Origin of the sequence: Streptomyces sp. NPDC018964 (genome assembly GCF_044390325.1) — a bacterium.
Classification (GTDB): Bacteria; Actinomycetota; Actinomycetes; order Streptomycetales; family Streptomycetaceae; genus Streptomyces.
Window position 1 is genome coordinate 74,950 of record NZ_JBIRYZ010000018.1, and the last position, 19,294, is coordinate 94,243.

Annotated in this window: 24 protein-coding genes; 15 read left to right on the top strand and 9 right to left on the bottom strand. The window is 72.7% G+C overall.

The window, feature by feature from the left end; genetic code table 11:
- The first annotated feature begins 1 nt into the window (after window position 1).
- Genes ACH5AO_RS26285 through ACH5AO_RS26315 form a run of 7 tightly spaced genes read left to right on the top strand, consistent with a single transcriptional unit; the run spans window position 2 to window position 3,613 of the window.
- The gene (locus ACH5AO_RS26285; protein ID WP_384707983.1) at window positions 2-268 is read left to right on the top strand and encodes a gas vesicle protein GvpG; all 267 of its coding nucleotides are present in this window, start codon (window positions 2-4) and stop codon (window positions 266-268) included.
- Window positions 265-816: a DNA primase gene (locus tag ACH5AO_RS26290; RefSeq protein ID WP_398928712.1), complete on the top strand. Its 552-nt coding sequence runs from the start codon at window positions 265-267 to the stop codon at window positions 814-816. Before ACH5AO_RS26285 ends, ACH5AO_RS26290 begins: the two co-directional genes overlap by 4 nt.
- Entirely contained in the window at window positions 816-2,000 is a 1,185-nt protein-coding gene (locus ACH5AO_RS26295; protein ID WP_398928714.1) for an SRPBCC family protein, read from the top strand. Before ACH5AO_RS26290 ends, ACH5AO_RS26295 begins: the two co-directional genes overlap by 1 nt.
- Window positions 1,997-2,338 (top strand): gas vesicle protein, encoded by a 342-nt coding sequence (locus tag ACH5AO_RS26300; protein ID WP_398928716.1) that lies wholly within the window; start codon window positions 1,997-1,999, stop codon window positions 2,336-2,338. Before ACH5AO_RS26295 ends, ACH5AO_RS26300 begins: the two co-directional genes overlap by 4 nt.
- Window positions 2,335-3,111 carry a GvpL/GvpF family gas vesicle protein gene (locus ACH5AO_RS26305; RefSeq protein WP_398928718.1) on the top strand — a complete coding sequence of 259 codons (777 nt, stop codon included), beginning with the start codon at window positions 2,335-2,337 and terminating at the stop codon, window positions 3,109-3,111. The genes ACH5AO_RS26300 and ACH5AO_RS26305 overlap by 4 nt, the downstream gene beginning before the upstream one ends.
- Complete coding sequence (locus ACH5AO_RS26310; protein WP_398928720.1) at window positions 3,108-3,296, top strand: gas vesicle protein; 189 nt, start codon at window positions 3,108-3,110, stop codon at window positions 3,294-3,296. Before ACH5AO_RS26305 ends, ACH5AO_RS26310 begins: the two co-directional genes overlap by 4 nt.
- Window positions 3,293-3,613, top strand: a complete 321-nt coding sequence (locus ACH5AO_RS26315; RefSeq protein ID WP_398928722.1) for a gas vesicle protein K — start codon at window positions 3,293-3,295, stop codon at window positions 3,611-3,613. Before ACH5AO_RS26310 ends, ACH5AO_RS26315 begins: the two co-directional genes overlap by 4 nt.
- Before the next feature lie 186 nt (window positions 3,614-3,799).
- On the opposite strand, the gene ACH5AO_RS26320 is transcribed toward ACH5AO_RS26315, so the two are convergent.
- Window positions 3,800-3,970 carry a hydrophobic protein gene (locus ACH5AO_RS26320; protein ID WP_398928725.1) on the bottom strand — a complete coding sequence of 57 codons (171 nt, stop codon included), beginning with the start codon at window positions 3,968-3,970 and terminating at the stop codon, window positions 3,800-3,802.
- A 42-nt stretch (window positions 3,971-4,012) separates the two neighbouring features.
- Window positions 4,013-4,834 carry a class I SAM-dependent methyltransferase gene (locus ACH5AO_RS26325; RefSeq protein ID WP_398928727.1) on the bottom strand — a complete coding sequence of 274 codons (822 nt, stop codon included), beginning with the start codon at window positions 4,832-4,834 and terminating at the stop codon, window positions 4,013-4,015.
- 146 nt (window positions 4,835-4,980) lie between these two features.
- Between ACH5AO_RS26325 and ACH5AO_RS26330 the strand changes: the two genes are divergently transcribed.
- Window positions 4,981-6,600, top strand: a complete 1,620-nt coding sequence (locus ACH5AO_RS26330) for an ABC-F family ATP-binding cassette domain-containing protein (protein WP_398928729.1) — start codon at window positions 4,981-4,983, stop codon at window positions 6,598-6,600.
- Window positions 6,601-6,607: 7 nt separating this feature from the next.
- On the opposite strand, the gene ACH5AO_RS26335 is transcribed toward ACH5AO_RS26330, so the two are convergent.
- Entirely contained in the window at window positions 6,608-7,720 is a 1,113-nt protein-coding gene (locus ACH5AO_RS26335; RefSeq protein ID WP_398928731.1) for a Vms1/Ankzf1 family peptidyl-tRNA hydrolase, read from the bottom strand.
- 61 nt (window positions 7,721-7,781) lie between these two features.
- On the opposite strand from ACH5AO_RS26335, the gene ACH5AO_RS26340 reads away from it, so the two are divergent.
- Window positions 7,782-8,069: a DUF6158 family protein gene (locus ACH5AO_RS26340; protein ID WP_217135930.1), complete on the top strand. Its 288-nt coding sequence runs from the start codon at window positions 7,782-7,784 to the stop codon at window positions 8,067-8,069.
- Window positions 8,070-8,081: 12 nt separating this feature from the next.
- Here ACH5AO_RS26340 and ACH5AO_RS26345 read toward each other — a convergent pair whose 3' ends face one another.
- From ACH5AO_RS26345 to ACH5AO_RS26355, 3 genes are all read right to left on the bottom strand, one after another.
- The gene (locus ACH5AO_RS26345) at window positions 8,082-8,627 is read right to left on the bottom strand and encodes a type 1 glutamine amidotransferase domain-containing protein (RefSeq protein WP_398928733.1); all 546 of its coding nucleotides are present in this window, start codon (window positions 8,625-8,627) and stop codon (window positions 8,082-8,084) included.
- A gap of 7 nt (window positions 8,628-8,634) precedes the next feature.
- Window positions 8,635-9,084 (bottom strand): CBS domain-containing protein, encoded by a 450-nt coding sequence (locus ACH5AO_RS26350; protein ID WP_398928735.1) that lies wholly within the window; start codon window positions 9,082-9,084, stop codon window positions 8,635-8,637.
- Window positions 9,085-9,155: 71 nt separating this feature from the next.
- Window positions 9,156-9,548, bottom strand: a complete 393-nt coding sequence (locus tag ACH5AO_RS26355; RefSeq protein WP_398928737.1) for a DUF2795 domain-containing protein — start codon at window positions 9,546-9,548, stop codon at window positions 9,156-9,158.
- A 158-nt stretch (window positions 9,549-9,706) separates the two neighbouring features.
- Here ACH5AO_RS26355 and ACH5AO_RS26360 point away from each other — a divergent pair, with 158 nt between their 5' ends.
- The 4 genes from ACH5AO_RS26360 to ACH5AO_RS26375 all read left to right on the top strand — a co-directional run bounded on the left by ACH5AO_RS26360 (window position 9,707) and on the right by ACH5AO_RS26375 (window position 13,089).
- On the top strand, window positions 9,707-9,847 hold the full coding sequence (locus tag ACH5AO_RS26360) for a hypothetical protein (RefSeq protein ID WP_398928739.1): 141 nt from the start codon (window positions 9,707-9,709) through the stop codon (window positions 9,845-9,847).
- A gap of 152 nt (window positions 9,848-9,999) precedes the next feature.
- Window positions 10,000-10,797 (top strand): RNA polymerase sigma factor SigF, encoded by a 798-nt coding sequence (locus ACH5AO_RS26365; protein WP_398928741.1) that lies wholly within the window; start codon window positions 10,000-10,002, stop codon window positions 10,795-10,797.
- Between the two features lie 137 nt (window positions 10,798-10,934).
- Window positions 10,935-11,633 (top strand): hypothetical protein, encoded by a 699-nt coding sequence (locus ACH5AO_RS26370; protein WP_398928744.1) that lies wholly within the window; start codon window positions 10,935-10,937, stop codon window positions 11,631-11,633.
- A gap of 208 nt (window positions 11,634-11,841) precedes the next feature.
- Entirely contained in the window at window positions 11,842-13,089 is a 1,248-nt protein-coding gene (locus ACH5AO_RS26375) for an aminotransferase class I/II-fold pyridoxal phosphate-dependent enzyme (RefSeq protein WP_398928746.1), read from the top strand.
- A 236-nt stretch (window positions 13,090-13,325) separates the two neighbouring features.
- On the opposite strand, the gene ACH5AO_RS26380 is transcribed toward ACH5AO_RS26375, so the two are convergent.
- Together ACH5AO_RS26380 and ACH5AO_RS26385 are read right to left on the bottom strand one after the other, a co-directional pair.
- Window positions 13,326-13,949, bottom strand: coding sequence for a DedA family protein (locus tag ACH5AO_RS26380; protein WP_398928840.1), 624 nt, complete (start codon window positions 13,947-13,949; stop codon window positions 13,326-13,328).
- 47 nt (window positions 13,950-13,996) lie between these two features.
- Window positions 13,997-14,770: an MBL fold metallo-hydrolase gene (locus ACH5AO_RS26385; protein WP_398928748.1), complete on the bottom strand. Its 774-nt coding sequence runs from the start codon at window positions 14,768-14,770 to the stop codon at window positions 13,997-13,999.
- A 198-nt stretch (window positions 14,771-14,968) separates the two neighbouring features.
- On the opposite strand from ACH5AO_RS26385, the gene ACH5AO_RS26390 reads away from it, so the two are divergent.
- On the top strand, window positions 14,969-17,053 hold the full coding sequence (locus tag ACH5AO_RS26390) for a phage holin family protein (protein ID WP_398928750.1): 2,085 nt from the start codon (window positions 14,969-14,971) through the stop codon (window positions 17,051-17,053).
- Between the two features lie 345 nt (window positions 17,054-17,398).
- Here the strand turns inward: ACH5AO_RS26390 and tnpA are convergent, their stop codons facing one another.
- Window positions 17,399-17,809 carry an IS200/IS605 family transposase gene (gene tnpA, locus ACH5AO_RS26395; RefSeq protein ID WP_398928752.1) on the bottom strand — a complete coding sequence of 137 codons (411 nt, stop codon included), beginning with the start codon at window positions 17,807-17,809 and terminating at the stop codon, window positions 17,399-17,401.
- A gap of 23 nt (window positions 17,810-17,832) precedes the next feature.
- On the opposite strand from tnpA, the gene ACH5AO_RS26400 reads away from it, so the two are divergent.
- Window positions 17,833-19,146: an RNA-guided endonuclease InsQ/TnpB family protein gene (locus ACH5AO_RS26400; RefSeq protein WP_398928754.1), complete on the top strand. Its 1,314-nt coding sequence runs from the start codon at window positions 17,833-17,835 to the stop codon at window positions 19,144-19,146.
- The last annotated feature ends 148 nt before the right edge of the window (window positions 19,147-19,294 follow it).

Consider the following 19,294-nt stretch of genomic DNA (forward strand, 5'->3'; position numbering starts at 1 on the left):
CATGGGCCTGATCTCCGAGGTGCTGCTGCTGCCGTTCGCCCCGGTGCGCGGCAGCGGCTGGGCCATCAGGCAGGTGCTCCGGGAAGCGGAGCGCATTTACTACGACCCCGCCACGATACGGGCCGAACTGGCGCGACTGGAGGAGCAACTGGAGGCCGGAGAGATCACCGAGGAGGAGTTCGACCGGCAGGAGGACGAACTCCTCGACCGGTTGGAGACGGCGACGCGCACCGGCGCGGGTACAGGGGACGGGACGGCAGGACAGTGAATCGAACGGGACTGGGCCTCGCGATCGGGGCCGGATATCTGCTCGGACGGACCAAGAAGCTGAAGATGGCACTCGCCGTCGGCGGCATGGTGGCGGGCAAGAAGCTGAACCTCAGCCCGCGCATGGTCGCGGACGTGGTGTCGCGGCAACTGCGGGACAACCCGCAGTTCAAGGAGATCGGCGACCAGCTGCGCGGTGATCTGCGGGGCGTCGGCAAGGCGGCCTCCGGCGCGCTGGTCGAGCGGCGGCTCGACTCCCTCGCCGACCGGCTGCACGGCCGTACCGCCGACATGCGGGACCGGCTGGCGGGCGGCGGTCCGAAGGACGACGCCGACGAGGAACCCGCCGAGGACGCGGAGGCGGAGGACCGGGAGTCGGGGGACGAGCCGGCACCCGAGCGGCCGGCCAGGAAGACGGCTGCCAAGAAGGCACCGGGCAAGAAGACGGCGGCGAAGAAGACGGCTCCCGCGAAGAAGGCGGCCGCCAAGAAGACCGCGGCCGCGTCCCGCGGTGTCCGCTCCCGTACGTCGAAGGGAGGCGGTGAGTGATGACCGAGACCCTCGGACGGGCCGGCTCCGCCGCACGCGACGGTGTGACCGGGGCGACGAAGAACCCGCTCGCCGACGTGGCCCACAGCGAGGCCGCCGACCGGCTCAAGGCCGAACTGCAGGACTACCTCGCGGCCCAGGCCACCCGGCTGCTGACCGGCCTCGGCCACAAGCTCGGCGAGACCACGAACAAGCTCAACGACATCGCCGAGGGCAACAGCCCCGGCTTCGCCAAGCTCGTCCTCGACGGCGGCCGCAAGCTCGCCGAGGGCAAGAGCCCCCTGCGCAGTGCCGTCGAACTCGGTGCCTCACGCGCCAAGGACAACGTGATGGGCGCGCTCAAGGGCCTGGGCGGCGGCGGCAAGGGCAAGCGCAAGAAGTCCGCCGGCCGGAAGCCCACCGTCATCATGGAACACATCGACGTCGGCGTCCCGCTGCGCACGGCGTACGACCAGTGGACCCAGTACCAGGACTTCAGCACCTTCGCCAAGGGCGTCAAGAGCGCCGACAAGTCCGACGACACCACGTCGGACTGGCAGGCCAAGATCTGGTGGTCCAACCGCAGCTGGAAGGCGAAGACCACCGAGCAGGTCCCCGACGACCGCATCGCCTGGTCCTCGGAGGGCGCCAAGGGCACGACGAGGGGCGTCGTCTCCTTCCACCGCCTCGCCGACAACCTCACCCGGGTCCTGCTGGTCATCGAGTACTACCCCTCGGGCCTCTTCGAGAAGACGGGCAACATCTGGCGCGCCCAGGGCCGCCGCGCCCGGCTCGACCTGAAGCACTTCGCCCGCTTCATCACCCTCAAGGGCGAGGCCCAGGACAGCTGGCGGGGCGAGATACGCGACGGAGAGGTCGTGCGCAGCCACGAGGACGTCCTCGCCGAGGAGGAGGAGAACGAGGCTCCCGAGGGCGAGCGGGAGGAAGAACCCGAGGGCGAGTACGAGGACGAGGCCGAGGAGGAGTACGAGCCGGAGTCCGAGGAGGAGGAAGAACCCGAGGGCGAGTACGAGGACGAAGAGGAAGAGGAGGAAGAAGAACCGGAGGCCGCCGAGGAGCCCGAGGAGTCCGCCGGCGCCTATGAGGAGGACGAGTACCCGGAGGACGAGGCCGAGGAGGAGGACGAGCCGGAGTCCGAGGACGAGTACGAGGACGAGCGGCCCGCGAGCCGGAGCCGCCGATGACGACCCCCAGCCGGCTGCCCGAGCCGTACGGCCAGGGCAGCGGCGCCAATCTCGCCGACATCCTGGAGAGGGTGCTCGACAAGGGTGTCGTGATCGCGGGTGACATTCGCATCAACCTGTTGGACATCGAGCTCCTCACCATCAAGCTGCGGCTCGTCGTCGCCTCCGTCGACAAGGCGAAGGAGATGGGGATCGACTGGTGGGAGTCCGACCCGGCGCTGTCCTCGCGCGCCCGGCGCGACGAACTGGCCAGGGAGAACGCGGAACTGCGTGAGCGGCTGGCCCGGCTGGAGGAACTGGGGCTGGAGTCCCGTCGCGCACAGGAGGAGGGCCCGTGACCGGACTGCGGTACGTCTACGCGGTCTGCCGCCCCTACGGCACACCGCTCCAGGCACAGCTGACCGGAGTCGGAGGGGATCCGCCCCGGCTGCTGCCCCACCACGGTCTGGTGGCCGTCGTCAGCCACGTACCCGAGGCGGACTTCGCGGAGGAGCCGCTGCGCGCGCACCTGGAGGACCTCGACTGGCTGACCGCGGTCGCCCGCGCCCACCAGGGAGTGATCGACGCGCTCACCACCGTCACGACCCCGCTGCCGCTGCGGCTCGGTACCGTGTTCCGCGACGACAGCGGCGTACGGACCATGATGGAGGCGCGCGAGGAGAGCTTCCTGCGCACCCTGGACCGGCTGGAGGGCCGGGTCGAGTGGGGCGTCAAGGTCTACGTCGAGTCGGACCCGGCGCCGAAGACCCCCGCCGCGCCCGCGCCGAAACCGGCGTCCGGCCGGGACTATCTGCGACAGCGGCGGATGCAGACGAAGTCGCAGGACGATCTGTGGCAGCGGGCCGAGACGTTCGCGACCCGGCTGCACGAGACCCTTTCCGGGGCCGCCGAGGCCTCCCGGCTGCACGCGCCGCAGAATCCCACGCTCTCCGGAGCGTCCGGGCGCAATGTGCTCAATGCCGCCTATCTCGTACCCCGTGTGAAATCCGAGGAATTCGTGGAAAAGGTGGACCGCACGAAGGACAGTGAGCCCGGAATACGGGTCGAACTCACCGGTCCCTGGGCGGCCTATTCGTTCGCCGGTGAGGAAATCACCGAGGAGGGGTTGTGACCGTCGTCGAACGCCGCGAAATAGCCCTGGTGGACCTGCTCGACCGGCTCCTGGCCGGCGGGGTCGTCATCAAGGGGGACATCACGCTGCGCATCGCGGACGTCGACCTGGTCCGTATCGACCTCAACGCGCTCATCAGCTCCGTGAACGCGCGGGTCCCCTCGCCCTTCGAGGAGTGGCGGTGACGGCCGGCCCGGACGAGCGGCACGTCGCACCGCGCGACGACCGGCACAGGAGCCTGGACCTGGAGCCGGACACGGTCGAACGCGACCTGATCAAGCTGGTGCTCACCGTCGTGGAGCTGCTGCGCCAGCTCATGGAGCGGCAGGCGCTGCGCCGGTTCGACGAGGGGGACCTGAGCGAGGAGCAGGAGGAGCGGGTCGGGCTCACCCTCATGCTGCTCGAGGACCGCATGGCGGAACTGCGGGACCGCTACGGACTGCGGCCCGAGGACCTGAACCTGGACCTCGGGCCGCTCGGACCGCTGCTTCCCCGGGACTGACTCCCGGTCGCTCCCGGGACCGACTCCGGGGAGCGACCGGGAACCAGCCCCGGGAACGATTTTCGGGAATGACCGGTACCGATTTCCATCGACCGGTAGTGATTTCCATCGACAGTCGGTGCTGATTTTCGCTGATTTTCGGAGGGCTGGTCCCCGGGACCCGTGTCCCGGGGATTTCCCGTCACCTCACCACCGGTACCAGCGGCCCCTGCTCCCGCTCGCCGACGTGCCGCGCATGAAGAACCCCAGGAGCCACACGACCAGAACCGCCAGGGCGATCCACCAGAGAACCTTTACCGCGAATCCGGCACCGAAAAGGATCAGCGCCAGCAGCAGAACCAGAAGAATGGGAACCATAATGTCTACCTCCTGACATCCTGATGTCCCGGAAAACGCGGTTCAGACGTCCTTGCGGCAGAGAATTTCGCCGTGCAGCACGCTGAACCAGCCGTCGTCCCGTTCGCCCCATTCCCGCCACGCCCCGGCCGCGTCCCGCAACTGCTGCCGGGTGGCGTGGCCGCCGTCGACCGCCCGCTCGGCATAGGCCGACGCCACCGTGCGGTCCGCCCACAGGCCGCTCCACCAGGCCCGCTCCCCGGCGGTCGAGAAGGTCCAGGTGCCGGAGGTCGCGGTGACGTCCGTGAAGCCGGCGGCGAGCGCCCAGGACTTCAGCCGCCGCCCGGCGTCCGGCTCGCCCCCGTTGGCCCGGGCCACCCGCCGGTAGAGGTCCAGCCAGTCGTCCATGCCCGCCGACAGGGGGTACCAGGTCATCGCCGCGAAGTCCGCGTCCCGGACGGCGACGAACCCGCCCGGCCGGGTCACCCGCCGCATCTCGCGCAGCGCCCCCACCGGGTCGCCCACGTGCTGGAGCACCTGATGGGCGTGGACCACGCAGAACGTGTCGTCCGGGAAGTCCAGCGCGTGCACGTCCCCCACCGTGAAGTCGGTGTTCGTCAGCCCCCGCTCGCCGGCCACCGCCCGGGCCCGCTCCAGGATCCCCGGCTCCCGGTCGAGACCGGTGACGTGCCCGTCGGGGACGAGCCCCGCCAGGTCCGCGGTGATGGTGCCGGGCCCGCACCCGATGTCCAGGATCCGCATGTGGGGCTCGAGCACCCCGAGGAGGTACGCCGCCGAGTTCTCGGCGGTCCGCCAGGTGTGCGACCGCAGCACCGACTCGTGGTGGCCGTGCGTGTAGACGGTGCTCTCCCGCGCTTCCGGCATGACGAACCCACCCCTTCCACTCTCGTAGGAGGACCCTCACGCTACGCCCGCCAGCCGCATCATGAGACAGCTGTCTCACATCATGGATATCGCTCCTCTCGAAACCCGTTTGCCCCCCGCGCCGACGACCCCGCACAATCCCCACCATGGGTCATCTGGAAGCCGCGCACCTCGAGTACTACCTCCCCGACGGGAGGGCGCTGCTGGGCGACGTCTCCTTCCGGGTGGGGGAGGGGGCCGTCGTGGCCCTCGTCGGACCCAACGGCGCGGGCAAGACCACCCTGCTGCGCCTCCTCGCCGGCGAGCTGAAGCCGCACGGCGGATCCGTCACCGTCACCGGCGGCCTCGGCGTCATGCGCCAGTTCGTCGGCTCCGTACGGGACGACACGACCGTGCGCGACCTGCTGGTGTCCGTGGCACAGCCCAGGATCCGCGAGGCCGCGCGCGCCGTCGACGCCGCCGAGCACGCGATCATGACGGTGGACGACGAGGCCGCCCAGATGGCGTACGCGCAGGCCCTCTCCGACTGGGCCGAGGCACGCGGGTACGAGGCCGAGACGCTGTGGGACATCTGCACCACCGCCGCGCTGGGCGTGCCGTACGAGAAGGCGCAGTGGCGCGAGGTCCGCACCCTCTCCGGAGGCGAACAGAAGCGCCTGGTCCTCGAGGCGCTGCTGCGCGGCACCGACGAGGTGCTGCTGCTCGACGAGCCGGACAACTACCTCGACGTACCCGGCAAGCGCTGGCTGGAGGAACGGCTCGCCGAGACCCGCAAGACCGTCCTCTTCGTCTCCCACGACCGCGAACTCCTCGCCCGCGCCGCCCAGAAGATCGTCTCCCTGGAGCCGGGCCCCGCGGGCGCCGACGCGTGGGTGCACGGCGGCGGCTTCGCCACCTTCCACCAGGCCCGGCAGGAGCGCTTCGCCCGCTTCGAGGAACTGCGCCGCCGCTGGGACGAGAAGCACGCCCAGTTGAAGAAGCTGGTCCTGACGCTGCGCCAGGCCGCCGAGAACAGCCCCGACATGGCGTCCCGCTACCGCGCCGCCCAGACCAGGCTGCGCAAGTTCGAGGAGGCCGGACCCCCGCCGGAGCCCCCGCGCGAGCAGGACATCAGGATGCGCCTCAAGGGCGGCCGTACCGGAGTACGCGCCGTCACCTGCGAGGGGCTCGAACTCACCGGCCTGATGAAACCCTTCGACCTGGAGGTCTTCTACGGCGAGCGGGTCGCCGTGCTCGGCTCCAACGGCTCCGGCAAGTCCCACTTCCTGCGGCTGCTCGCCGGCGACGACGTGGCCCACACGGGGAACTGGAAGCTCGGCGCGCGCGTGCTGCCCGGACACTTCGCGCAGACCCACGCCCACCCCGAACTGCTGGGCCGTACCCTCCTGGACATCCTGTGGACCGAACACTCCCAGGACCGGGGCGCCGCCATGTCGCGCCTGCGCCGCTACGAGCTGACCCAGCAGGCCGAGCAGACCTTCGACCGCCTCTCCGGCGGCCAGCAGGCCCGCTTCCAGATCCTGCTCCTGGAACTCCAGGGCGTCACGGCCCTGCTCCTCGACGAGCCGACCGACAACCTCGACCTGGAATCGGCCGAAGCCCTCCAGGAAGGCCTGGAGGGCTTCGAGGGCACGGTTCTCGCCGTCACCCACGACCGCTGGTTCGCCCGCTCCTTCGACCGCTTCCTGGTCTTCGGCAGCGACGGGCGTGTCAGGGAGACCCCCGAACCGGTGTGGGACGAACGCCGGGTGGAACGAGTCCGCTAGCGGCGGATCACTTCCAGCGCAGCAGCGCGCCCAGTCCGCCCACCGGTGCGTCGTCCGGCGCGTCCGGCGCCAGGGACACCGACAGCGCGGGCGCGTCCGTCGCGACCGCCGAGCGGATCAGCGCGTCGTCCGCCCGCGCCGACCAGGAGTTCTGCTCACCGAGCACCTTCAGGTCCGTACGCCGCACCGCCAACTGGTCCGGATCCTCACCGATCCACACCTCACGGTGCGCGTCCGGCCCGTCAGGCCGGATCAGCAGCTCGTCGATCCGGTGCTCACGCGCGGCCTCGACCAGCGCCGGCACACCCTCCGCGGCACCCGCGCGGCCCTCGTCGTCGGGGCTGCGGGCGGCGAGGAACCGCTCCAGCTCGGCGGCGGCACGGTCATGGATGTGCTCCGTGCGGAGCCGCTCGACGTCCTCGTCGAGCAGCCGGCTGCCGGCGCCGCGCGAGGCCTCGACCACCAGGCCGTGCAGCCGCTGCGGCAGCCGCTCGCGCACGGAGTGCCGCTCCCGGTCGTCACCGACGAGGACCAGCAGATCGGCGCCGGTCTCCTCGTGGCAGACGGCGAGCGCGTCGGCGATCTCCGCGGCGTTGTGCTCCCAAGTGTTCTCCACCCGCAGCTGGAAGTGGCGCTCCGACCAGTCCACGGAACCGGTCCGGTGCAGCGGCCACTGCCGCCCGGTGACACCGCCGGCGTCGTCCCGGCCGAGCGCGCTGCGCAACTCGAAGTCGGCGCCCCTGCGGTCGACGTAGGCGACGACGCACACCGGGTCCTCGCCGGCCAGCTCCAGCAGCGGCGCGACCCGGGGCAGCGGCGCCCACTGGGCCCAGTCGCGCCCCGGGGACCGGGCCAGCGGCGGGTCGAGGACCACCTCGCCGTCCCGGGCGAACAGCGCGCGGCCGTGCGGTTCGGAGGAGTGCCGCAGCTCCTCCAGCGCGCGTCGCACGGCCTGGCAGGTCGCCTCGTCCGCACCCTGACCGGCCAGCTCCCGGGCCATCGCCTGCGCCGTCAGCTCCCGTTCCTGAGGAGTGTGCTCCGTGTGCCGGGAGGTGTCGACGTAGACGGAGGCCCAAGGGCCGGGACGTTCGTAGAGTGGATGCAGGAAAGCGAGTTCCATGACTCCCTCCCGGTTGCCGTTCGGGGTAGTGCTTGTGCCGTCGGGCGGGTACCCGGACCGCATGAACGCACACGACGAGCGGGGCACCACGATGACCGGAGTCGAACCGGACCGCCTGGACGACCAGCAGCTCATGAAGGAGCTGGAGACCATCCACCGCACGCGCCACGACACACTGCTGTACGGCTCCAACGACGCGCTGCGCGCCCACAACGAGCGGATGGCGCAGCTGGAGGGCGAGTACCTGCGCCGCAACCCGCGCCGCCCGGTGGCCGCGGGCCGCACCCGCGAAGGTGCCCGGGAGCGGGGCGCCGCGGACACCACGACACCCACCACCCCGGGCACCTGACCCGTCCGCGGCCTACGGGGCCGTCTCCGCCCCGAACACCTCGAGGTAGGTCTCGCAGAACGCCTTGAGGTCGTCCGGCTTGCGGCTGGTGACCAGTTTGTTCGGCCCGTGGTCGCAGACCTTCACCTGCTCGTCGACCCAGGTGGCGCCGGCGTTGCGCAGGTCGGTCCGCAGGCTGGGCCAGCTGGTCAGCACCCGGCCCCGCACGACGTCGGCCTCGATCAGGGTCCAGGGGGCGTGGCAGATCGCGGCGACCGGCCGGCCCCGCTCGAAGAAGTCCCGCACGAAGGCGACGGCCTTGTCGTCCATGCGCAGGAAGTCCGGGTTGGCCACCCCGCCCGGCAGCACCAGCCCGCCGAAGGAGTCCGCCGACGTCTCGCCGACGACCTCCTGCACGGGGAAGGTGTCCGCCTTGTCGAGATGGTTGAACGCCTGGATCTTCCCGGGGCCCGTCGACACGAGCACCGCCTCGTGACCGGCGTCCACGGCCGCCTGCCACGGCTCGGTCAGCTCCACCTGCTCGACACCCTCGGGTGCGGTCAGGAATGCGATTCGCATGATGGCACTACGTCCCTTCGTTCCGTTCGTTCAGCTTTTTTCCGTCCGGTTCCGCACGCCTGATGCCGGCCGGCGCCGAGCCGGGCTCCCGCGCCTCGGCCGGATCGCCGAGACTCACGAGGCCCACCGGCAGACCGCCCTCGACCACCGGGATCCGGCGTATCGCGTGCTCCCGCATCAGGGCGACGGCCGAGGACACCGGGTCGTCCGGGGCGAGCGTCCACGGGTCCGGCGTGCACACCGACCCCACGCTCACCTCGAGCGGATCCGCGCCTCGGGCGACCGCGCGGACCGTGATGTCGCGGTCGGTGAGCACGCCGACGACCCGCTGCCCGTCGGCCACCACCACGTCGCCGATGTGCCGGGTGCGCATCAGCCGCGCCGCCTCGACGATCGAGGCGTCCGGGCGCACGGCGACCACGCCCGGAGTCATGACGTCCTTGACGAACTCGGCCATGTCCGAGGCCCTCCCCGCCGATCCCGCCCGCCGGGGCACCGCGGCCGGTCCGCGGTGCCCCGGCGGGCCGGTCACGCGGTCTCCGTCTCCCGGGACCGGGTCAGCGCCTCGGCCAGCTCCTGGACGCTGTTGTAGCGGGCCTGGCGCGGCAGCCGCTCCAACGCCTCGATGAGCGTGTCGGGCGCGTAGCGCCGGTCCAGGGCGCGCATCAGCTCGCGCGGGCCCGCGGGGAACGCCCCGCGGCCCAGGATCCTGGCCAGTTCCAGCCGTACCGACTCCAGTGACGTCGGGCCGCGGCCCGGCGTCACCGGGCCGTGCGCGACCTCGGGGTCGTCGTCGGCGAACGGCTCCGGGTCGTGCCACTCCTCGGTACGGGTGGGGTGCCCGGACCGCAGCAGACCCTGCAGTTCGTGCTTCATCTCGTCGTCGCGGTGGACGCTGAGCCGGTCGCTGCCTCGCTGCATGTCTCCCTCCAGATCCTTCGGGGTGCGCACCGCGTACCCGAGGAGCGGAGGGCGACACGGGAGTTCGGGTTCCGGATCGTCACGGCCCGGGGTTTGGCCGCCGGAGGGCGGGAGACCCGCCCCCACGCCCCCCACGCGCCTCCCGGAAAGGACAGGCCATGGCGGTGCTCGCCGTGCTCATCCCGCCCCTCATGCTCGGCGTGATCCTGATGCTGGGCCGCTACGAGGAGTTCCTGCTGCCGCCCGCACCGCCCGAGGCCGACCCGGCCGAAGCCCGGCTGGAGGGTTTGGGGCGGTGAAGCGGGGGCAGGCGCAGCTCCAGTGCTTCGGACAGGAGGCACGTCCGTGGAGGCGGTGCCACGCCGCTCCGGGCGCGCCCGTTCCCCGACCGGCGCGCTCGCCACGGTGACCGTCCGTCCCCGAGCACCCCCCGAGGGAGCTGCGACGCACCATGCCGACCCGAGCGACCGCGAAACACCCTCACGACGACGCCCCCGACACCGCGGACGCCTTCCGCAGGCTCGCCGCACTGCCCCCCGGCCCGGAGCGCGAAGCACTCCGTGACGGGATCGTCGAGGCCTGGCTGCCCATGGCCGACCGCCTCGCCGGACGCTTCCGCAGCCGCGGCGAGAGCTTCGACGACCTGCGCCAGGTCGCCGCACTCGGCCTGGTCAAGGCCGTCGACCGGTACGACCCCGAACTCGGCAACGCGTTCGAGAGCTACGCGGTGCCGACCGTCACCGGCGAGATCAAACGGCACTTCCGCGACCACCTGTGGACCCTGCACGTACCGCGCCGGGTCCAGGAGCTGCGCAACCGCGTCCGGTACGCCTCCCAGGACCTGTCCCAGACCGTCCCGGGCCGTCGGCCGACCGTGGCGGAGATCGCCGAACACGCCGGTCTGAGCGAGGAGGACGTCCGTACCGGACAGGAGGCGCTGGAGAGCTTCACCGCACTGTCCCTGGACGCCGAGCTGCCCGGCAGCGACGACGGCTACTCGCTCGCCGACGCGCTCGGGGCGCCCGACCCGGCGCTGGACACCGTGGTCGACCGCGAGGCCGTCAAGGAACGGCTGGCGGCGCTGCCCGAGCGGGAGCGGACCATCCTCTACATGCGGTTCTTCGACGACATGACGCAGCGCGGCATCGCCGAGGAGCTGGGCATCTCGCAGATGCACGTCTCCCGCCTGATCAGCCGTTGCTGCGGCCGGGTGCGGGAGCAGGTCATGGGGGACGCCGACGAGACGTAGCGGCCCTTCACCCGTGCGGGCCAGTCCGGTCCGCCAATGGTGTCCGGCGGCGAGCGGCGCGGCGGTGACGGGGCTGTGATGGCGGTGGGGCGTGACCGCACGCCGTGCCCCCGCCGTCGCTCGAAGGAGCCCGCACCATGCGCCGCACCGCCCGTTCCCTGTCCCTCGCCGCCGCCACCGGTGCCGCCCTCGCGGCGCTCGCACCGGCCGCGTTCGCGGGCACCGTTCCGGACGACGGGACCTCCTGGGGCTCCGCCTCCCACTCGCCCTGCCCGGAACCCGGGGAACACGAGTGGCAACCGGATGCCCCCGGACCCGCCGGGCCCCAGGCGGCCGTACCGAAGAGCACGGCCCTGGACGGCCTGGACGACCCGGACGCCGACCCGGACACCGGATTCGACGCGGACCCGGAGGCCGGATTCGACGCGGATCTGGAGGCCGACCCGGACGCCGGACTCGGCACGGACCCGGACGCCGACCCGGACACCGGCCTCGACGCCGAACCCGGTCTCGAGGCGGAGATCCCCGCTCCCGGGGAAAGCGTCCCCACCGGGCCCGGAGCCTTCGAACCGAAGGCCCCGAGGCCCGAGCCCGACGAATCCAGGTCCAACGGGCCCGAGCCCACCGCATCCAGGACCCCGGGCCCCAGGCCCACCGAGTCGAAAGCCGCCCCCTGCGCCGACACCCCCGCGCGCCAGGGCGTCCACGCCGGTGGGGGCGGCGCCTTCACCGACTCCGTGCCCGCGCTGGCCGTCGGCGGGCTGCTGATCGCGGGCGCCCTCGGCGCCGCCGCGCACCGCGTGTACCGGGACCGGACCACCCACGCGGACGGCTGACGTCCGCCGCCCACGCCGTGAACGGCGCGCCACCCGCCTCGGCACCCATGGCCGGCGGCACGCTGGGTACTGACTGGCTCAGGTTCCGTCGTCACGTTCCCGCACGCCGCAGGGCCCGCCTCCGGACGGACGGCGGAGGGTGACGACAGGACCTGGAGCACGAGTCGGCGGCGCCGGTCACGACGCCGGGAACTGCGCGGAGGTAGGGATGCGGCGGACGGATCCGGAAGGTCACGGCCCCGTCCGGTTCGGGCCGGCGCTCCCCGAGGACGGGCTGCCCGTCCTGCCCGAGCTGTCCGCGGTACTCGCCGCCGCGGCCTCCCGCGCCGGGGCCGAACCGGTCGGCGGCGGCCCCGCCCTGCTGGACGCGGCCTGCGGCTACGGCGACCGGCGCGGACTGCCCGCCGCCCCCGACCGGGTGGCCGTCGCCCCCGGCGCCCCCGCCCTGCTGGTGGCGCTGACCGCCGCCGTCGGCGGCGACGTGCTGGTGCCCCGGCCCTGCGCCGCCTGGTGGGCCCCCTACGCCCGCCTGCTCGGCCGCCCCGCCTTCCACGTGCCGACCCCGGCCGAGAGCGGCGGCGTCCCCGACCCGTACGCCCTGCTGGAGACCGTGCGCCGGCTGCGGGCCGAGGGCGGCGACCCGCGCCTGCTGGTGCTCTCCGTCGCCGACGACCCCACCGCCGGCGTCACCCCGCCCGAACTGCTGCACGAGACCCTGGAGGCCGCCGTCGGCGAGGGACTGCAGCTGGTCAGCGACGAGACCTGGCGCGACACCCTGCACGACCCGCACGGCACCGTGCTGCTCAGCCCCGCCGAGATGCTGCCCGACCGGGTCACCGTCGTCACCGACCTGGCCGGGGCCCTGCTCCCGCCGGGCTGGCCGGCGGCGGTGGCGCGCTTCCCGGCCGGAGAGGACGGGAACGTGCTCCACGCGCGCGTGCTCGACGTGCTCACCGCGCTCGACGCGCGCGTCGCCTCCCCCGTCGCCGCCGCGGCGGTGTACGCGCTGTCCGAGCCCGGACCGGTCACCGCGCGCGTCGCCGGCGCCGTACGCCTGCACGCGCGCGTGGCCGCCGCCGCGCACCACGCCGTCGTCGCCGCGGGCGCCCTCGCCCGGCCCCCCGGCTGCGGCCGGCACCTGTACGTCGACCTCACCCCCCTGGCCCCCGCGCTCCGCGCGCACGGCGTCGGTGACGCCCAGGAACTGGAAGACTTCCTCACCGCCCGGCTCGGCATGCCCGCACCGGGCGGCCACCGCTTCGGCGACGATCTCGAGGCACCGCGCGTACGGCTGTCCACCGCACCCCTGCTGGGCGACACCGCCGAACTGCGCGCGGAGGGCCTGAGTTCACCCGCGCCCCTGGAACTGCCACAGGTACGGACCGCGCTGACCCGGCTGACGACGGTCTTCGGCGATCTCCGTGACGAGGCCCGGCGACAGGAGTCCCCCCGATGACGCGGCGCCCCGAGCCGACCACGGGAACGGCCACCCAGGAGTCCGTCCCCCCGGGAGGCCGGCGATCCGGCCGCCGCCGCCCCGTACCCACCCCTGGCCGCGCCCGCCCGCCGGACACCGGGTGTGGCCCAACGCCTTCCACGACCGGCCGACGTCCCCGCTGCCTCCGCTCGCGAGGGCCGGGCCCACCCTGGACGGTCTCGCCGACGTCTCCCGGCCGCCCGCCGCCCCGCGTCTCACCCCGTCGCCGTCCCCCGTACCCGCCGCCACAGGCCCGGGGCCACGCTGATCAGCACCGTCAGTACGATCGCCGCCAGTACGCCCTGCCACGGTTCGTCGAACAGCGAACCGCCGAGGACACCGATCAGCTGGTACGTCGCCGCCCAGGCCAGACAGGCCGGCAGATTGCCCCGCACGAAGCGCCGCACCGGCCACTTCGCGACCAGGCAGGCCAGCATCACCGGCAGCCGCCCGGCCGGGATCAGCCGGGACAGCACCAGCACCGCCACCCCGTGGTCGGCGAGCTTGTGCTGCGCCTGCGCCAGCCGGTCCTCCGGGGCGCGTTCCCGGATCGCCTCCAGCCAGCGGGAGCCGTTCCTCGACGCCATCCCGCGCCGCCCCAGCCAGTACAGCGCCACGTCCCCGAGGAACGCCGCCAGCGACGCCGTCACGAACACCAGCGCCATCGAGAACGGCGCAGCCCGGTGGAAGGCGACCACGGCCGCCGAACTGACCAGCGCGCCCGTCGGCACCACCGGCACCAGCGCCCCGATCAGCACCAGCAGGAACAGCGAGGGGTAGCCGACGGCCTGCTGGGTGAACTCGGGCGCCACGGACGGTACGGAGGCGGACGCGGCCACCGACGACAGGGACGCGCCGGCCGCCCGGCCCAGGGCGGCGGGAAGGATCACCGCGCGACCTCCAGGCGCACGCGCTCCCCGTGCCCCAGCCGGTGCACCGACGCGCCGGGCGCGTGCCGGGCGGCCTGCCGCTCGAACTCGTGCCCCGGCGCGTGGAACTCGTGCGGGCGCACGGCGTCCATCCCGATCGGCCAGTACGTTCCGTAGTGCACCGGCACCGCACTGGACGCCCCCAGCCGGGCCAGCGCCTCGGCCGCGCGCCCCGCGTCCAGATGGCCCTCGCCCAGGTACGGCCCCCAGCCGCCCACCGGGAGCAGCGCCACGTCGACCGGCCCGACCTCCTTGGCCATCTCGTCGAACAGGCCGGTGTCCCCGGCGAAGTACGTCCGCGCCTCGCCCTCCAGGACGTAGCCGAGGGCGGGGGAGCGGTGCGGCCCGACCGGCAGCCGCCGCCCGTCGTGCCGCGCGGGCACGGCCCGGACGACCAGTCCGCCGACCGTCGTCACATCACCGGGCGCCACCTCGCTCACGCCGAGGTGCGTGAGCCGGCGCAGCCCCGGCACCGCACGTCGCGCGCCCCGGGGCACCAGCAGGCGCGTACCCGGCGCGAGCCGGGCCAGCGACGGCACGTGCAGATGGTCGGCGTGCAGGTGGGAGACCAGGGCCAGGTCCGCGCGCCACGCCTCGGCCGGCGGCACCGCACCGCGCCGGCGCCGCAGGTGCGCGAGCCGGCGGGCGAACAGGGGGTCGGTGAGCACCCGCGTGTGCGAGTCCTCGACCGTGCAGGTGGCGTGCCCCCACCACGTGACCTCCACCGGCACCTCTGCGCCTCCCTCGTACGACTCCCCGACGATTCCCCGAAGCCTACGCTCAGGAGTGCGCGCGGCACGGGGCGCACGGGGAGACGGCCGGGTACGACGGACGCCGGGCCACAGGCGGCCCGCGCGAACGGGGACGGAACGCCTCGTCCGGCCGTTGTGACAGGGTGAGGACGGGCCAGGTCGGCCGGGACGTGAGGTGTGCGGAGCGTGGGTGGCGAGCGGTGGCGGCGGGTCGCCAGTCAGATCGGGCGGAGTGTCGCCGTGTGGGCGGTCTCCACGCTCACCATGCTGCTGCTCGCCGGTCTCCTGCCCGACTTCCGGCTGCGCTCGGCCGACGGCGACAGCGCCACGGACATCGCGGTCACCGCCGCCCTCGGCGCCGGCGCCTTCGGTCTGCTCTCCGCCCTGGTCTGGCCGCTGCTGGTGCGCCTGCTGCTGCTCGTGCCGGCGCTCGTCCTCGGCCTGCTGGTGTTCTTCCTCAACGGCGCCCTGCTCTGGCTGGCCCTGCACCTGAACCCCGTCGAGCGGGGTGCCGCCGCCCCGGAGACGGCCGTGGTGGTCGCGGCGGTGATGTCCGCCGTCGCCTCCGCCACCGGCGCCGCCCTCGCCGTGCGCGACGACGACGCCTACCGCCGCCGCCTCTACCGCCTCGCCGACCGCAGGCGGGGCTCCGCCCCGCCCTGCCCCACCACCCCCGGCACCGTCTTCCTGCAACTCGACGGCGTCGGCCACGACGTGCTGCTGGCCGCCGTCGACAAGGGACTGATGCCCACCGTCGCCCGCTGGCTCGGCACCGGCAGCGGCGGCGACCGCCCCTCCCACCGCCTCACCCCCTGGCGCACCGACTGGTCCAGCCAGACCGGCGCCAGCCAGCTCGGCATCCTGCACGGCAGCAACCACGACGTCCCCGCCTTCCGCTGGTACGAGAAGGCCCGCCGCGAGGTCATGGTCTGCAACCGGCCCACCAGCGCCGCCGAACTCCAGGCCCGCGCCATCGAGTACTCCGGCCACGCCGGACTGCTGGCCCACGACGGAGCCAGCCGCGGCAACCTCTTCAGCGGCGGCGCCGACGAACAGGCCCTGGTGCTCTCCATCGCCACCCGCCGCCGCGGCCCGGCGGCCCGCTCCCGCGCGGGCTACTTCGCCTACTTCTCCGACCCCGCCAACGCCGTGCGCACCGCGCTGTCCTTCGTCGCCGAGGTGGGCCGGGAGATCGGCCAGTCCACCCGGGCCCGGTTCCGGGACCAGCGCCCGCGCGTCTCGCGCGGCGGCCTCTACCCGTTCGTCCGGGCCTTCGCGACCGTCGTCGAACGGGACGTCGTGGTGGCCGCCGTGACGGGCGACCTGCTGGCCGGCCGCACCGCCGTCTACGCCGACCTGGTCGCCTACGACGAGGTCGCCCACCACTCCGGTCCCACCGGCCGGGACACCGAGAAGGTCCTCCAGCGCCTCGACCGCGCCCTCGCCCTGATCGAGAACGTCGCCGAGCACGCCCCCCGCCCCTACCGGATCGTCGTCCTCTCCGACCACGGACAGAGCCCCGGCGAGACCTTCCGCTCCCGCTACGGCCTCACCCTCGGCGACCTGGTGCGGGCCGGCTGCGGCTTGCCCGTGCCGCGCCGCGCCGGGCGCACCCACAGCGGTGCCGAGGCCCGCGCCGCCGTCCGCGCGGCGCTGCGTCGGCCCGTCGAGGAGGGCACCGGGCAGTACCGCCCCTCGCGCGGCTCCGAACCGGTCGTGCTCGCCTCCGGCAACCTGGGCCTGGTCTCCTTCCCGGACGTGCCGCACCGGATGACCAAGGAGGAGATCGACGCCCGCCACCCCGCGCTCCTCGCGACCCTCGCCAACCACCCCGGCATCGGCTTCCTCCTCGTCCGCAGCGAACGCCACGGCGGGGTCGTCCTCGGCGCGTACGGCGCGGAGATACCGCTGGACGAGCTGGACGACAACCCCGGCCCGCTGGCCGCGTTCGGCCCCGGCGCCGCCGACGCCGTGCGCCGCACCCACACCTTCCCGCACACCGCCGACATCATGGTCAACTCCTTCCACGACCCCGCCGACGGGGAGGTCCTCGCCTTCGAGGAGCAGATCGGCTCCCACGGCGGCCTCGGCGGCGCCCAGTCCCGCCCCTTCCTGCTCTCCCCGCTCGCGCTGTCCGCGCCCGTCCCCGACGGAGCGGACCTCACCGGCGCCGAACAGGTCCACCGGGTGCTGCGCCGCTGGCTGACCGAGTCGGACGAGGCGGACCTGCCGACGGAGCCGGACCGGGAACGCGCGGCCTGACCCGGGCCGCGGGGCCGTTGTACGTTCGTACTCTCAAAAGCGGGTGGTCGGCAGAAATTTGCGTGGCCACCGTAACCAGAGCGAGTCTGCTGGGCACCCAGCCTGCCCTGAGAACTTGATCAGCGTGCCGCAGACCCGGGACGGCTGCTCGGTGCATTGTCCGCCAGACGCGATCGCGCGATGAGCTGCACTGCCGTTCCTGGGTGTGCTCAACGCAGTCACTTCGCGCGCAGCAGGTGTTTCTACTCTGAATCTTGTCTGTGGTCCGCCCTTCAAGGCGGGTGAAGGCTGTCCTTGAGCCGAAGGCGCGGAGCGCTGGAGGACTCTGCGTCTCCGTGGTGAGGATCAGACCGGGCGCTGTAGGTTCTCGATGTATTGCTTGACGACGGTCAGGGGTGCTCTACCGCATGATCCTGCGAAGTAGGAGCCGGACCAGAAGTGTCCGCCCCGCAGATGCCGGCGGACATGACTGTCGTACTCCTGGCGGAGCCTGCGGGAGCTGACCAATTCGGAGAGTTGGACTTTCGGCGGGTAGTGCACGAGCAGGTGGACATGGTCCTGTTCACCGTCGAACTGCTTGAGGTCTGTCTCGAAGCCGAGGCAGACCTCCCATATGACTTCCTCGGCGCGGGTCAGCATGGTGCCGGTGAGCGTATTTCGCCGGTACTTGGTGACGAAAACCAAGTGAACGTGCAGAGTGTGGACAACATGGCGACCGGTTCTGGCATCGGGATGCGGTTCCCGGAGCGGTGGCATAAACCAATGCTACGGTCCGGGCTGTGAGTCAAGATGCGTTGGCCAAGCGGCAGTTCGGGCACCGCGCCCGGCTCGCGCTGTCGTCTGCCGAGGTGTCGAAGATTGATGACCAGGCGCACGCCGGCCGAGCCCTGTGGAATCTCCTCCACACATGGTGGCAGATGATGCCGAAGGAGAAGCGGACTCTCACGAACGCGGACGCCGCGATCCGCCAGGCCCGCGAGGAGATCGACTTCCTGGCCGCCCTGCCCGCCCAGGCCGCGCAAGCGGTACTCAAGACGTACTTCCGGGCATGGAAGAACTGCTGGGAGCATCGCGCCGACGCCCCGAACTTCAAGGGCCGCTTCCGTACGGTGATGTCCGTGGACATCCCGCAGGGCCGGGACCTGCACATCACCCGCGTGCACCGCCGCTGGGGCATGGTCAACATTCCCAAGGTGGGCCGGGTCCGTTTCCGGTGGACCAAGGACCTGCCCGTGGGCAAGTGCGCGGGCGCGGAGAACCGGATCACAGGGGCCCGGCTGGTCAAGGACACGCTCGGCTGGCACATCGCCTTCCGCGTCCAGACCCTTCAGCACAAGCCCGAACCCCACCAGGGCCCGGACATCGGCATCGACATGAGCGTCACCGTGCCCCTCGCCCTCTCCGACGGCACAACCTACGAGCACGGTGAGTGGCTGACACAGAGGGAAAAAGCCAAGCTCCTGCACCTGGAGCAGCGCGCCGCGCAGCGCAAGCCCGGCGAACACACCAGCCGCCGGCTGCACCACACCTACGATCGGATCGCAGGACTGCGCGCGAAAGCCAAGCGCCGGGCCCTGGACTGGCAGCACCGCACGACCACCACCATCGCCCGCACCTACGGCACCGTCGTGGTCGAAGCACTCACCATCACGAACATGGTCACATCGGCCAGGGGAACCATCGAGGCACCGGGGAAGAACGTCGCCCAGAAGTCCGGGCTGAACCGCTCCATCAGCGGTGAGGCCTGGGGCCGCACGGTCACCCTGCTCACGTACAAGACCGCCCGGCTCGGCGGTATCCTGGTCAAGGTCCCCGCTCCCGGCACCTCCCGGCGCTGCTCCGCCTGTGGTCTCACCATGCCCGGCAGTCGGGAGTCCCAGGCCGTGTTCGTGTGCAAGAACCCGGACTGCGGCTGGTCGGGCAACGCCGACCACAATGCGGCCCGCAACGTCTTGCACCTGTACTGGACGGGCCTCGCGCTCGTCCCGGCTGCCGGGAGGGCAGTCGTCAGGCGCGCCAAGCGCGTCAAGCCCGCTGCCGCGAGGCAAGCAGGAATCTCCCGGCCTCAGCCGGGAGAGCACTTCAATCGCTGATCCTGACCGCCACGCCTCGCTGCATCGGCGACTCTGATCCCGCGGGGCGCGCGGCTGCCGTTCACCGCGAGGGGGCCCGTCTTCCGGGTGAGTTGAGCCGTGATGTGATCGGATGGGGGCGGGCACCCGGTGATCCGGGCGCCCGGAC

What these genes read in the sequence shown, in the direction of transcription:
- ACH5AO_RS26285 (WP_384707983.1), top strand. Translation starts at nt 2, where the DNA reads ATGGGCCTGATCTCCGAGGTGCTGCTGCTGCCGTTCGCCCCGGTGCGC.
- ACH5AO_RS26295 (WP_398928714.1), top strand. Translation starts at nt 816, where the DNA reads ATGACCGAGACCCTCGGACGGGCCGGCTCCGCCGCACGCGACGGTGTG.
- ACH5AO_RS26300 (WP_398928716.1), top strand. Translation starts at nt 1,997, where the DNA reads ATGACGACCCCCAGCCGGCTGCCCGAGCCGTACGGCCAGGGCAGCGGC.
- ACH5AO_RS26320 (WP_398928725.1), bottom strand. Translation starts at nt 3,970, where the DNA reads ATGGTTCCCATTCTTCTGGTTCTGCTGCTGGCGCTGATCCTTTTCGGT.
- ACH5AO_RS26325 (WP_398928727.1), bottom strand. Translation starts at nt 4,834, where the DNA reads ATGCCGGAAGCGCGGGAGAGCACCGTCTACACGCACGGCCACCACGAG.
- ACH5AO_RS26330 (WP_398928729.1), top strand. Translation starts at nt 4,981, where the DNA reads ATGGGTCATCTGGAAGCCGCGCACCTCGAGTACTACCTCCCCGACGGG.
- ACH5AO_RS26335 (WP_398928731.1), bottom strand. Translation starts at nt 7,720, where the DNA reads ATGGAACTCGCTTTCCTGCATCCACTCTACGAACGTCCCGGCCCTTGG.
- ACH5AO_RS26340 (WP_217135930.1), top strand. Translation starts at nt 7,782, where the DNA reads ATGAACGCACACGACGAGCGGGGCACCACGATGACCGGAGTCGAACCG.
- ACH5AO_RS26345 (WP_398928733.1), bottom strand. Translation starts at nt 8,627, where the DNA reads ATGCGAATCGCATTCCTGACCGCACCCGAGGGTGTCGAGCAGGTGGAG.
- ACH5AO_RS26350 (WP_398928735.1), bottom strand. Translation starts at nt 9,084, where the DNA reads ATGGCCGAGTTCGTCAAGGACGTCATGACTCCGGGCGTGGTCGCCGTG.
- ACH5AO_RS26355 (WP_398928737.1), bottom strand. Translation starts at nt 9,548, where the DNA reads ATGCAGCGAGGCAGCGACCGGCTCAGCGTCCACCGCGACGACGAGATG.
- ACH5AO_RS26360 (WP_398928739.1), top strand. Translation starts at nt 9,707, where the DNA reads ATGGCGGTGCTCGCCGTGCTCATCCCGCCCCTCATGCTCGGCGTGATC.
- ACH5AO_RS26365 (WP_398928741.1), top strand. Translation starts at nt 10,000, where the DNA reads ATGCCGACCCGAGCGACCGCGAAACACCCTCACGACGACGCCCCCGAC.
- ACH5AO_RS26370 (WP_398928744.1), top strand. Translation starts at nt 10,935, where the DNA reads ATGCGCCGCACCGCCCGTTCCCTGTCCCTCGCCGCCGCCACCGGTGCC.
- ACH5AO_RS26375 (WP_398928746.1), top strand. Translation starts at nt 11,842, where the DNA reads ATGCGGCGGACGGATCCGGAAGGTCACGGCCCCGTCCGGTTCGGGCCG.
- tnpA (WP_398928752.1), bottom strand. Translation starts at nt 17,809, where the DNA reads ATGCCACCGCTCCGGGAACCGCATCCCGATGCCAGAACCGGTCGCCAT.